The following is a 12,164-nucleotide window of genomic DNA, read 5'->3' on the forward strand; positions in this document are numbered from 1 at the left end:
ACAATGGCGTTGTGAAAAACGTTGGCGAGGCTCCGCAGGAGGAACTCGCGACCGGTGAGCGCAGTACGCGCAACCGCGTCGCGCGCTCCATCCTGGACCACGGACCGTCCACCGTGGCCGAGCTCGCAGGCAGGCTCGGCCTCACCCAGGCCGCGGTGCGCAGGCATCTCGACGCCCTGGTCGCCGACGACGTAGTGGCACCCCGTGAGCAGCGGGTCTACGGAGCGCGCACCCGAGGCCGCCCGGCCAAGGTGTTCGCCCTGACCGACTGCGGCCGGGACGCCTTCGACCAGTCCTACGACAAGCTCGCCGCCGAGGCGCTGCACTGGATCTCCCAGTCGGCCGGCGGCGGGGAACTCGGGGACGCAGCGGTCGCCGCCTTCGCGCGCGCCCGGCTGGTCGCCACCGCGGAGAAATACCGCGAGCAGCTGGCCGCCGTGGCCCCCGAACAGCGGGCGGAGACCCTGGCCCGGGCACTCACGGCCGACGGGTACGCTGCTACGGCGCGTAGCGCGCCCCTCCCGCAACGGGGCGAGCAGCTGTGTCAGCACCACTGCCCGGTCGCCCATGTGGCCGAACAGTTCCCGCAGCTGTGCGAGGCGGAGACGGAACTCTTCAGCCATCTGCTCGGCACCCATGTGCAGCGACTGGCCACCATCGCCCACGGGGACGGGGTGTGCACCACCTTCATCCCCCGCGTCGAGACCGTCTCGCCACAGCAAGAACCGAAGACCACCACAGCATCTGCAAGCACGGCCGGGAGGAACCCCGCATGACGCTCCCCATCGAGGAGACTGCTCACCCCGAGCTGGAGGGCCTGGGCAAGTACGAATACGGCTGGGCCGACTCCGACGCGGCCGGTGCCGCAGCCAAGCGCGGCCTGAACGAGGCCGTCGTCCGCGACATCTCGGCGAAGAAGAACGAGCCGGAGTGGATGACCAAGCTCCGCCTCAAGGGCCTGCGCCTGTTCGACAAGAAGCCCATGCCGAACTGGGGCTCAGACCTCTCCGGCATCGACTTCGACAACATCAAGTACTTCGTGCGGTCCACGGAGAAGCAGGCCACCTCCTGGGAGGACCTGCCCGAGGACATCAAGAACACATACGACAAGCTCGGCATCCCCGAGGCGGAGAAGCAGCGCCTCGTCGCCGGTGTCGCCGCGCAGTACGAGTCGGAGGTCGTCTACCACCAGATCCGTGAGGACCTGGAGGAGCAGGGCGTCATCTTCGTCGACACCGACACCGCGCTGAAGGAGCACGAGGAACTCTTCAAGGAGTACTTCGGCACCGTCATCCCCGTCGGCGACAACAAGTTCGCGTCGCTGAACACGGCCGTCTGGTCCGGCGGATCCTTCATCTACGTGCCGAAGGGCGTGCACGTGGAGATCCCGCTCCAGGCCTACTTCCGGATCAACACCGAGAACATGGGCCAGTTCGAGCGGACGCTGATCATCGTCGACGAGGACGCCTACGTCCACTACGTCGAGGGCTGCACCGCGCCGATCTACCAGTCGGACTCGCTGCACTCCGCGGTCGTCGAGATCATCGTCAAGAAGGGCGCCCGCTGCCGCTACACGACCATCCAGAACTGGTCGAACAACGTCTACAACCTGGTCACCAAGCGCGCCGTGGCGTACGAGGGCGCGACCATGGAGTGGATCGACGGCAACATCGGCTCCAAGGTCACCATGAAGTACCCGGCCGTCTACCTGATGGGCGAGCACGCCAAGGGCGAGACCCTGTCCATCGCCTTCGCGGGCGAGGGGCAGCACCAGGACGCCGGCTCCAAGATGGTCCACATGGCGCCGAACACCTCGTCCAACATCGTCTCCAAGTCCGTGGCCCGCGGCGGCGGTCGTACGTCGTACCGCGGTCTGGTCGAGATCGGCGAGGGCGCACCGGGCTCCAAGTCCAACGTCCTCTGTGACGCCCTGCTCGTCGACACCATCTCGCGCTCGGACACGTACCCGTACGTGGACGTCCGCGAGGACGATGTCTCCATGGGCCACGAGGCCACCGTCTCCAAGGTCTCCGAGGACCAGCTCTTCTACCTGATGAGCCGCGGCATGACCGAGTTCGAGGCCATGGCCATGATCGTGCGCGGCTTCGTCGAGCCGATCGCCAAGGAGCTGCCGATGGAGTACGCACTGGAGCTCAACCGGCTGATCGAGCTGCAGATGGAGGGCGCGGTCGGTTAAGGCACCGGCCGCGGGGGCCGGGCGGTGCTCGACCGGCCCGGCTCCCGCTCCTCGATCGCTCGCTGATCGACCCTCGATCCGAAGCAGCTACACGTCTTGATCCAAGAAAGTGAGCACTACGACAGCCATGGCTGAGGCTCAGAATCTCCCGGTGGGTTCCACCACCGCCGGCTCGGTCGCAGTGGCCGCCGAGTCCACCGTCGCGACGCGCATGAGCGCGCCCCCGTCGTTCGACGTGGCCGACTTCCCGGTCCCGCACGGCCGCGAGGAGGAGTGGCGCTTCACGCCGCTCGACCGCCTCAAGGGCCTGCACGACGGCACCGCGAAGGCCGACGGCGCCCTGAAGGCCGAGATCGACGCGCCCGAGGGCGTCACCGTCGAGTCGGTCGGCCGGGACGACGCCCGCATCGGCAAGGCGGGCACGCCCGTCGACCGCGTCGCCGCGCAGGCGTTCTCCTCCTTCGAGAAGGCCACCGTCGTCTCGGTCCCCAAGGAGCAGGTGCTCGACCAGCCCGTGCGCGTCACGCTGCACGGCGAGGGCGGCACCACCTTCGGGCACACCGTCTTCGACGTCGGCGCCTTCGCCGAGGCTGTCATCGTCATCGACCACACCGGTGACGCCGTGCGCGCCGCCAACGTCGACTTCATCGTCGGCGACGGCGCCAAGGTCACCGTGGTCTCCGTGCAGGACTGGGACGACACCGCCGTCCACGTCTCCCAGCACAACGCCCTGGTCGGCCGCGACGCCACCTTCAAGTCGGTCGTCGTGACCTTCGGCGGCGACGTCGTCCGCATCCACCCGCGCGTCAACTACGCGGGCCCCGGAGCCGAGGCCGAGCTGCTCGGCCTGTACTTCACGGACGCCGGCCAGCACCAGGAGCACCGCCTCCTGGTCGACCACAACGTCCCGCACTGCAAGTCCAACGTCACGTACAAGGGCGCCCTCCAGGGCGACGACGCGCACGCCGTGTGGATCGGTGACGTCCTCATCGAGGCTGCCGCCGAGGGCACCGACACGTACGAGATGAACCGCAACCTGGTTCTGACCGACGGTGCCCGGGTCGACTCCGTGCCGAACCTGGAGATCGAGACCGGCGAGATCGTCGGCGCCGGCCACGCCAGTGCCACCGGCCGCTTCGACGACGAGCAGCTCTTCTACCTGATGGCCCGCGGCATCCCGCAGGTCGAGGCCCGCCGCCTCGTCGTGCGCGGCTTCTTCGCCGAGCTGGTCCAGCAGATCGGTGTCCCGGACATCGAGGAGCGCCTCATCGCGAAGATCGAGACGGAGCTGGAGGCCACCGTCTGATGGCGGGCTTCGTACGCGTCTGCGGCCTGAGCGAGCTGGAGGAGGACACCCCGAAGCGGGTGGAACTCGACGGCACGCCGATCTCCGTCGTCCAGACCGAGGGCGAGGTGTTCGCGATCAACGACATCTGCTCGCACGCGAACGTCTCCCTCTCCGAGGGCGAAGTGGAGGACTGCCAGATCGAGTGCTGGCTGCACGGCTCCGCGTTCGACCTCCGCACCGGCAAGCCGTCCGGCCTACCCGCGACGCGCCCCGTCCCCGTATACCCCGTAAAGATCGAAGGAGACGATGTACTCGTCTCCCTCACCCAGGAGTCCTGAGGCACCCATGGCAACGCTTGAAATCCGAGACCTGCACGTCACCGTCGAGGCCGACAACGCCACGAAGGAGATCCTCAAGGGTGTCGACCTGACCGTGAAGCAGGGCGAGACCCACGCCATCATGGGCCCGAACGGCTCCGGCAAGTCGACGCTCGCCTACTCCCTCGCGGGTCACCCGAAGTACACGATCACCTCCGGCACCGTCACGCTCGACGGCGAGAACGTCCTGGAGATGGAGGTCGACGAACGCGCCCGCGCCGGCGTCTTCCTCGCGATGCAGTACCCGGTCGAGGTCCCGGGTGTCTCCGTCTCCAACTTCCTGCGTACGTCGGCGACGGCGATCCGCGGCGAGGCCCCCAAGCTGCGCACCTGGGTGAAGGAGGTCAAGGAGGCCATGGAGCGCCTCAACATGGACCCGTCCTTCGCCGAGCGCAACGTCAACGAGGGCTTCTCCGGCGGTGAGAAGAAGCGCCACGAGATCCTCCAGCTGGAGCTGCTCAAGCCGAAGATCGCGATCCTCGACGAGACCGACTCCGGCCTGGACGTCGACGCGCTGCGCATCGTCTCCGAGGGCATCAACCGCGTCCGTGAGAACGGCGACGTCGGCACCCTCCTGGTGACCCACTACACGCGCATCCTGCGCTACATCAAGCCCGACTACGTCCACGTGTTCGCGGGCGGCCGCATCGTCGAGTCCGGCGGTGCCGAGCTCGCCGACCAGCTTGAGAACGAGGGCTACGACAAGTACGTGAAGGGCGGCGCAACGGCGTGACACAGCAGCTGCCGGGCCTCCTCGACACGGAGACGCTCCGCAAGGACTTCCCGATCCTGGATCGGGTGCTCCACGACGGCAAGAAGCTCGTCTACCTGGACAACGCGGCGACCTCCCAGACGCCGCGCCAGGTGCTCGACGTGCTCAGCGAGTACTACGAGCAGCACAACGCCAACGTCCACCGCGGCGTGCACGTCCTCGCCGAGGAGGCCACGGCGCTGTACGAAGGCGCGCGTGACAAGGTCGCCGAGTTCATCAACGCCCCGAGCCGCAACGAGGTGATCTTCACGAAGAACGCCTCGGAGTCGCTCAACCTCGTGGCGAACATGCTCGGCTGGGCCGACGAGCCCTACCGCGTGGACAGCGACACCGAGATCGTCATCACGGAGATGGAGCACCACTCCAACATCGTTCCCTGGCAGCTGCTCGCGCAGCGCACGGGCGCGAAGCTGAAGTGGTTCGGCCTCACCGACGACGGCCGCCTCGACCTGTCCGACATCAACGAGATCATCAACGAGAAGACGAAGATCGTCTCCTTCACGCTGGTCTCGAACATCATGGGCACGGTCAACCCGGTCGAGGCGATCGTGCGCCGCGCCCAGGAGGTCGGCGCGCTTGTCTGCGTCGACGCCTCCCAGGCCGCGCCGCACATGCCGCTCGACGTGCAGGCGCTGCAGGCCGACTTCGTCGCCTTCACCGGCCACAAGATGTGCGGCCCGACCGGTATCGGCGTGCTGTGGGGACGGCAGGAACTCCTGGAGGACCTGCCCCCGTTCCTCGGCGGCGGCGAGATGATCGAGACCGTCTCGATGCACTCGTCGACGTACGCCCCCGCGCCGCACAAGTTCGAGGCGGGCACCCCGCCGATCTCGCAGGCCATCGGCCTCGGGGCGGCGGTGGACTACCTCTCCTCGATCGGCATGGACAAGATCGCGCAGCATGAGCACGCGATCACGGAGTACGCCGTCAAGCGTCTCCAGGAAGTCCCGGACCTGCGCATCATCGGCCCCACCACGGCCGAGGACCGCGGCGCCGCGATCTCCTTCACGCTCGGCGACATCCACCCGCACGACGTGGGCCAGGTCCTCGACGAGCAGGGCATCGCGGTCCGCGTGGGCCACCACTGCGCGCGCCCGGTCTGCCTGCGGTACGGAATTCCTGCGACCACGCGAGCGTCGTTCTATCTGTACTCCACTCCGGCCGAGGTGGACGCCTTGGTCGAGGGCCTGGAGCACGTACGGAACTTCTTCGGCTGAGGCCACGGAAACGCCGAGGACAAGGGAAACAGAGACGGACAGGGCTGACTGGTGAAGCTGGACTCCATGTACCAGGACGTGATCCTGGATCACTACAAGCACCCGCACGGACGCGGTCTGCGCGACGGCGACGCCGAGGTGCACCACGTCAACCCGACGTGCGGTGACGAGATCACGCTCCGGGTGAAGTACGACGGCGAGCGCATCGCGGACGTCTCGTACGAAGGACAGGGCTGCTCGATCAGCCAGGCCAGCGCGTCCGTGCTGAACGAACTGCTCGTCGGCAAGGAACTGGCCGAGGCGCAGCGGATCCAGGAAGTCTTCCTGGAGCTGATGCAGTCCAAGGGCAAGATCGAGCCGGACGACACGATGGAGGAGACCCTGGAGGACGCGGTCGCGTTCGCCGGAGTCTCCAAGTACCCGGCACGGGTGAAGTGCGCTCTGCTGAGCTGGATGGCGTGGAAGGACGCGACCGCCCAGGCATTCGGCGAGGACCGCGAGACCACAGCGAGGAAGACCGCATGAGTGACAACGAGACGGCCACGTTGAAGCCGGCCTCCGAGGAGGAGGTCCGCGAGGCGCTGATGGACGTCGTCGACCCCGAGCTGGGCATCGACGTCGTCAACCTGGGCCTGATCTACGGCATCCACGTCGACGACGCGAACATCGCGACGATCGACATGACCCTGACGTCGGCGGCCTGCCCGCTGACCGATGTGATCGAGGACCAGGCCAAGTCGGCCACCGAGGGCCTGGTCAGCGAGCTGCGCATCAACTGGGTCTGGATGCCGCCGTGGGGCCCGGACAAGATCACGGACGACGGCCGCGAGCAGCTGCGCGCGCTCGGATTCAACGTCTGAGCCACCACCGCGTACGCGTACGTACGAAGAGGCCCCCGGAGCGAGCTGCTCCGGGGGCCTCTTCGCGTGCTCAGCCCTGGTACGGGGCCGGAGCGGGCGCCGGTGTCAGCGGGACGCCCGCCGCCTGGGCGAGGGTGACGTCCAGGCTCTCCTTGCGGATGCGCTGGTCGACGTAGAGCAGGCTGACGGCGAGCTGCGGGAACAGGGCCGTGACCAGCTGGCTGACCAGGGCGCCGATCATGATGAAGAACATGAACACGCCCATGGTGGCGAAGACTTCGGCGGGTTCGGGGTTCGGGCCCATGGCGCCGGCGGTCGGCATCGCCGAGAACATCCCGATCATGTTGAACGGGATCTGGATGAAGTACCCGGCGACGCCCGCCATCAGGTAGACCAGCAGCGAGATGCCGAAGATCCGCCACCAGGAGCCGCGCACCAGACGGGTCGAGCGGCGCAGCGCCGTGACCGGTCCCGCCGACTCGAAGACGGCGACCGCGGGGGCGAGCGAGAAGCGCACCCACAGCCACATGACCAGCGGCAGCAGCGCGAGCAGCCCGAGGAACCACAGCGCGAGGACCGCCCCGGGGTTGCTCTGCTCGGTGTACGAGACGACCGTGACGACCAGGCCGACGCCGAGGAACAGCAGGAACGGGATCGCCACGATCAGCGCCGTGAGCAGGCCGGTGCCGATGACGGCCGGAACGCGCGCCATGGTGCGGCGCCAGACCGTGCCGAAGGCCGAGGGCCGCCCGAGCACCGCGTCCTGCAAGGCCGCCGGGCAGACCGCGGAGACCATCGCGGACGCGACGAGCATCGCGATCAGCGCGAACACCCAGACCGAGATGCCCGCGACGATCACCGGCAGGGTGTCGGACCAGAGCGGCTCCCCGTACTCCGAGCTGTCGACGAAGGCGCGGAAGTGGTCGCCGACGAACACGTACGCCAGGCCGAGGGCGAGGACGACGGCGATCAGCGCGCCGCCGTACGCGATCAGGGATATCCCGAACAGTGCGCGCCAGCAGCGGCCGACCGTGGCGAACGTGCCGCCCAGGACGTCGCCGAGCTGCAGCGGACGCAGCGGGATCACGCCGGGCTTCGGCGCGGGCGGCAGCCCCCAGGCGAACGGGCCGGGACCGGGCGGCGGATACGGTCCCGGGCCGTACTGCGGGTACTGCGGGTACTGCGGATGCTGTCCGTACGCCGCGTACGCCCCGTCCGGCGGCGGTGCCTGCGGCGGCTGCTGCTGCTGTGGCGGCGGTGCGTCCTGCGGCGGTGGTGCGTCCTGCGGTGGCTGTTCCGCTCCTCCGGAACCGGCCGCCTCTTCCGGCTGCTCGGCCCCGCCCCGCCCCTTGTCCATCGACATGCGTCTCGCTCCTGTGATTCGTCCCCCTGGACCGGGACACGGTAGCCGGTCCCGCTCCGGCAGGAACGAGCGACCGTTCTGTGTACGCACGTACACAACGTTATGTACGCTGGTACACATGGGATACGGACTGCTGGCCGCGGCCATCGCGGCGGAGGTGGCCGGGACGACGGCCATGAAGTACAGCGAGGGCTTCACGCGCCTTTGGCCCTCGCTCGCCACGGTCGCCGGCTATCTGCTCGCCTTCACCCTGCTCGCACAGACGCTGAAGACCATGCAGGTCGGCACCGCGTACGCGATCTGGGCCGGGGTCGGCACGGCCGCCGTCGCCGTCATCGGCATGCTCTTCCTCGGCGAGTCCACGAGCCTCGCCAAGATCGCCGGGATCGCCCTGGTGATCGGCGGTGTCGTGCTGCTCAATCTGGGCGGGGCGCACTGATGGCCGGGCGCAGGTACGACCCCGAGCGGCGCCAGCGGATCATCGACGCCGCGATCCGGGTCGTCGGCGCCAAGGGCATCAACGGCCTCAGCCACCGCACCGTCGCCGCCGAGGCCGATGTGCCGCTCGGCTCGACCACGTACCACTTCAAGACGCTCGACGACCTGATGGTGGCCGCGCTGCGGCAGACCAACGAGGGCTTCGCGAAGGTCGTACGGGAACACGGCGGCGCCCTCGCCGACCCGGGCGCCGACCTCGCCGCCGAGCTGGCCCGGCTCACCGGCGAGTGGCTCGACGGCGACCGCACCGGCGTCGAGTTGGAGTACGAGCTCTACCTCGCGGCGCTGCGCCGCCCCGCGCTCCGGCCCGTCGCCGCCGAGTGGTGCGAGGAGGTCGGCGCCCTGATCGCCCGCCGCACCGACCCGGTCACGGCCCGCGCGACCGCCGCCATGCTCGACGGGATCTGTCTGCAGGTGCTGCTCACGGGCGGCGCGTACGACGAGGAGTACGCGCGGGAGATGCTCGCGCGGGTCATCGAGGGGGCAGAGGGAGATCGAGCGGGCAAAGGGAGCGGGGCCGCGACCGGACGGTGAGACCGGTTCGCCTCGGCGGGGCCGCGCCGGTTAGGTTTCCTGTCATGACCGACACGACTTCCCGCACCACCGGCGCCGTCGCCGCCGGCCTCGCCACCATCACCGCCGACGGCACCGTTCTCGACACCTGGTTCCCCGCCCCCGAGCTCACCGCCGAGCCGGGCCCGGCCGGAACCGAGAAGCTCACCGCCGACCGCGCCACCGAACTGCTCGGCGAGGGCGCCGCCCAGGCCATCGGCAAGGACGCCCGCCGCGGCGTCGAGATCGTCGCCGTCCGTACGGTCATCGCGTCCCTCGACGACAAGCCGCTCGACGCGCACGACGCGTACCTGCGCCTGCACCTGCTCTCGCACCGCCTGGTCCAGCCGCACGGCCAGAACCTGGACGGCGTCTTCGGCCTGCTCTCCAACAACGCCTGGACCTCGCTCGGCCCGGTCGCCGTCGACGACCTGGAGACGGTCCGCCTGAACGCCCGCGCCGAGGGCCTGCACCTCTCGGTCACCTCGGTCGACAAGTTCCCGCGCATGACGGACTACGTCGCTCCCAAGGGCGTGCGCATCGCCGACGCCGACCGCGTCCGCCTCGGCGCGCACCTCGCCGAGGGCACCACCGTCATGCACGAGGGCTTCGTCAACTTCAACGCCGGCACGCTCGGCACGTCGATGGTCGAGGGCCGCATCTCCGCGGGCGTCGTCATCGGTGACGGCTCGGACATCGGCGGCGGAGCGTCCACCATGGGCACGCTCTCCGGCGGCGGCAAGGAGCGCATCTCCATCGGCGAGCGCTGCCTGATCGGCGCGGAGGCGGGCATCGGCATCGCGCTCGGCGACGAGTGCGTGGTCGAGGCCGGGCTCTACGTCACGGCGGGTACGCGGGTGACGATGCCCGACGGGCAGATCGTGAAGGCCCGCGAGCTGTCCGGGGCTTCGAACATCCTGTTCCGCCGCAACTCCACGACCGGTGCGGTGGAGGCTCGGCCGAACAATGCGGTGTGGGGCGGGCTGAACGAGGTTCTGCACTCCAACGACTAGTTGTTAGGGCGACTTGCGGGTTCCGTTGACTCGGTTGCCGTAAGTCGCCCTTCGGGCTCGTCCTCAAACGCCGGACGGGCTTTTTATCGGCCTGCGGCCTCGTCCTCAAACGCCGGACGGGCTGGATTTGCCGGACGGGCTGAATTTGTGGCCCCGTACGCCATCACCAGCCGAGCCGTCCGCCCCTCGTCCGCCGCCCGCAGCGGTGCTCGTACCGGGCCCGCGGGCAATCCCAGTGCGCCGAGCAGGGCCTTCGCTGTCACCGCGCCGGGCAGGCCGTCCGCCATCATCAGCTCCATCAGCGGCAGCGCGAGCCGCTGCAGCAGCGTGGCGCCCGCCGTGTCACCCGCGTCGAACGCGTCCAGGATTGCGCGCAGCTCCGCGGGTACGACGTTCGCCACCGTGCTGATGTACCCGGCGCCGCCGACCGCGTACAGCGGCAGGATGAACTCCTCGCAGCCCGTGTAGTACGCCAACTCCGTGCGCGCCAGGACCTTCTGCGTGCCGAGCAGGTCGTACGCGCAGTCCTTCACGCCGACGATCCGCGGGTGCTCGGCCAGGCGCAGCATCGTCTCCGGTTCGATGCGGGTGCCGGTGCGGCCCGGGATGTCGTAGAGCAGCACCGGGAGGCCCGTGGTGTCCGCGACCGTACGGAAGTGCTCCTCGATCGCGTCCTGCGGGGGCTTGCTGTAGTACGGCGTGAGCAGCAACAGGCCGTCCGCGCCCGCCTGTTCGGCCTGCCTGGCCAGCTCCTTGGCGTGCGCGGTGTCCGCGCTGCCGACCCCGGCCACGATCGAGGCCCGGTCGCCGACGGCCTCCCGGACCGCGCGGATCAGCCGGGCCTTCTCGGCGTCGCTGGTCGTCGGGGACTCGCCGGTGGTGCCGGACAGGACGAGGCCGTCGCAGCCCTCGTCGACGAGCCGCACGGCCAGCCGCCCGGCGCCCTCCGGGTCGAGGGCGCCGGAAGCGTCGAAGGGCGTGATCATCGCGCAGAGGGCGCGGCCGAGGGGCGAGGCTGAGGTCATGCGTGCAGTCTCGGTACGCGGTGGCACGGACTCCACTTAATTCTGCTTCAGGGTACGGGTAAGCGGTGCTACACCCAGGGTGACCCCTCGCCGTGGCGGGAGCGGGCGTGCGGGGAAGCGGGGCCAGCCGGTCCGAAGGGACGGTCGAACGCGCTTGACCTCAACCGAAGTTCAAGTTCGAGCATGGTGATCACGGCGCCACCCGGGGCCGTGCCCGTATCCACAGGGAGGTCACCATGTCCGTGCAGCGCAGCATCCTGCCCGACCCGCGCAGGGGCGGGGTCGGCGTCGTCCTCTCCAGTACCTGGGCCGTCCGCACGCCCGAGGGGCAGAAGGCTGCCGTCGAGGCGATCACCAAGGCCTGGGAGAGCCGGGAGTGGCCGCACGAGGGGCTGCTCTCGTACAGCGTCTACACCGGAACTGACGGCTCCACGCTGCTGCACTACTCGCAGTGGCGCGACCTCGACGCCTACGAGGAGTTCTCCGCCGCCGCGGGCAACGGGCGGGACGCGCGGAACGCCGACATCGACGCCGCCGTCCCCGGCATCGAGCGGCTCGGGCTGCGCACGTACGAGCTGTACCGAGGGCGATCCCTGAACGACGAGGCCGACCAGGCGCGCGTGCCCGGCTGCGTCGTCATCGTCGACGTGCCGTTCGTCGGGCCCGATCCGCAGCGGCAGCGCGAGTGGGTCGACCTCGTCTTCGCAGCGCTCGACAGCGACGAGCCCCACCCGGGCGGCATCTCGGCGTCCTTCCACACCAGCCTCGACGGCACCCGGGTCATGAACTACGCGGAGTGGGAGAGCGAGCAGGCGCACATCGAGGCGCTCGCCGCCCCCGGCGACGGCATCGGCTCGGCCACCGAGGCCTGGCACCGGGTGCAGCACCACCCGGGCCTCGCGGAGGGAGGCGGATTCAAGCGGTACCTGCCCGCCGTGAGCCTCAGCAACGGGTAACGAGGGGCGGGGTGCGCCGTTCCGGGCGCCGCACCCCGCCTCACTC

14 protein-coding genes are annotated in these 12,164 nt (G+C 69.4%); 12 read left to right on the forward strand and 2 right to left on the reverse strand.

Annotation, left to right across the window (positions count from 1 at the left end):
• Window positions 1-11 precede the first annotated feature (11 nt).
• The 8 genes from QIT00_RS23085 (at window position 12) to QIT00_RS23120 (ending at window position 6,711) form a co-directional block, all read left to right on the forward strand.
• The gene (locus QIT00_RS23085; RefSeq protein WP_282537267.1) at window positions 12-776 is read left to right on the forward strand and encodes a helix-turn-helix transcriptional regulator; all 765 of its coding nucleotides are present in this window, start codon (window positions 12-14) and stop codon (window positions 774-776) included.
• Window positions 773-2,197 (forward strand): Fe-S cluster assembly protein SufB, encoded by a 1,425-nt coding sequence (sufB, locus tag QIT00_RS23090; protein ID WP_282537268.1) that lies wholly within the window; start codon window positions 773-775, stop codon window positions 2,195-2,197. The genes QIT00_RS23085 and sufB overlap by 4 nt, the downstream gene beginning before the upstream one ends.
• 127 nt (window positions 2,198-2,324) lie before the next feature.
• The gene (gene sufD / locus QIT00_RS23095) at window positions 2,325-3,503 is read left to right on the forward strand and encodes a Fe-S cluster assembly protein SufD (protein WP_282537269.1); all 1,179 of its coding nucleotides are present in this window, start codon (window positions 2,325-2,327) and stop codon (window positions 3,501-3,503) included.
• Window positions 3,503-3,823: a bifunctional 3-phenylpropionate/cinnamic acid dioxygenase ferredoxin subunit gene (locus QIT00_RS23100; protein ID WP_282537270.1), complete on the forward strand. Its 321-nt coding sequence runs from the start codon at window positions 3,503-3,505 to the stop codon at window positions 3,821-3,823. Before sufD ends, QIT00_RS23100 begins: the two co-directional genes overlap by 1 nt.
• A 7-nt stretch (window positions 3,824-3,830) precedes the next feature.
• Complete coding sequence (gene sufC, locus QIT00_RS23105) at window positions 3,831-4,595, forward strand: Fe-S cluster assembly ATPase SufC (RefSeq protein WP_282537271.1); 765 nt, start codon at window positions 3,831-3,833, stop codon at window positions 4,593-4,595.
• A complete protein-coding gene (locus tag QIT00_RS23110; RefSeq protein WP_282537272.1) occupies window positions 4,592-5,851 on the forward strand; it encodes a cysteine desulfurase in 1,260 nt (419 codons plus the stop codon). The genes sufC and QIT00_RS23110 overlap by 4 nt, the downstream gene beginning before the upstream one ends.
• 51 nt (window positions 5,852-5,902) lie before the next feature.
• Complete coding sequence (gene sufU, locus QIT00_RS23115; RefSeq protein WP_282537273.1) at window positions 5,903-6,376, forward strand: Fe-S cluster assembly sulfur transfer protein SufU; 474 nt, start codon at window positions 5,903-5,905, stop codon at window positions 6,374-6,376.
• Window positions 6,373-6,711, forward strand: coding sequence for a metal-sulfur cluster assembly factor (locus QIT00_RS23120; RefSeq protein ID WP_282537274.1), 339 nt, complete (start codon window positions 6,373-6,375; stop codon window positions 6,709-6,711). Before sufU ends, QIT00_RS23120 begins: the two co-directional genes overlap by 4 nt.
• Window positions 6,712-6,781: 70 nt before the next feature.
• Here the strand turns inward: QIT00_RS23120 and QIT00_RS23125 are convergent, their stop codons facing one another.
• On the reverse strand, window positions 6,782-8,074 hold the full coding sequence (locus tag QIT00_RS23125; protein ID WP_282537275.1) for a hypothetical protein: 1,293 nt from the start codon (window positions 8,072-8,074) through the stop codon (window positions 6,782-6,784).
• A 118-nt stretch (window positions 8,075-8,192) separates the two neighbouring features.
• Here QIT00_RS23125 and QIT00_RS23130 point away from each other — a divergent pair, with 118 nt between their 5' ends.
• Genes QIT00_RS23130 through dapD form a run of 3 tightly spaced genes read left to right on the forward strand, consistent with a single transcriptional unit; the run spans window position 8,193 to window position 10,137 of the window.
• On the forward strand, window positions 8,193-8,513 hold the full coding sequence (locus QIT00_RS23130) for a DMT family transporter (RefSeq protein ID WP_282537276.1): 321 nt from the start codon (window positions 8,193-8,195) through the stop codon (window positions 8,511-8,513).
• On the forward strand, window positions 8,513-9,106 hold the full coding sequence (locus tag QIT00_RS23135; protein ID WP_282537277.1) for a TetR/AcrR family transcriptional regulator: 594 nt from the start codon (window positions 8,513-8,515) through the stop codon (window positions 9,104-9,106). Before QIT00_RS23130 ends, QIT00_RS23135 begins: the two co-directional genes overlap by 1 nt.
• Before the next feature lie 44 nt (window positions 9,107-9,150).
• Window positions 9,151-10,137, forward strand: coding sequence for a 2,3,4,5-tetrahydropyridine-2,6-dicarboxylate N-succinyltransferase (gene dapD / locus QIT00_RS23140; RefSeq protein ID WP_282537278.1), 987 nt, complete (start codon window positions 9,151-9,153; stop codon window positions 10,135-10,137).
• Window positions 10,138-10,220: 83 nt separating this feature from the next.
• Here the strand turns inward: dapD and dapA are convergent, their stop codons facing one another.
• A complete protein-coding gene (gene dapA / locus QIT00_RS23145) occupies window positions 10,221-11,162 on the reverse strand; it encodes a 4-hydroxy-tetrahydrodipicolinate synthase (RefSeq protein ID WP_282537279.1) in 942 nt (313 codons plus the stop codon).
• A 236-nt stretch (window positions 11,163-11,398) separates the two neighbouring features.
• On the opposite strand from dapA, the gene QIT00_RS23150 reads away from it, so the two are divergent.
• Window positions 11,399-12,118, forward strand: coding sequence for an antibiotic biosynthesis monooxygenase (locus QIT00_RS23150; protein ID WP_282537280.1), 720 nt, complete (start codon window positions 11,399-11,401; stop codon window positions 12,116-12,118).
• Window positions 12,119-12,164 lie beyond the last annotated feature (46 nt).

It is taken from the genome of Streptomyces luteolus (assembly GCF_029968015.1).
In the GTDB taxonomy this organism is placed as follows: domain Bacteria; phylum Actinomycetota; class Actinomycetes; order Streptomycetales; family Streptomycetaceae; genus Streptomyces; species Streptomyces luteolus.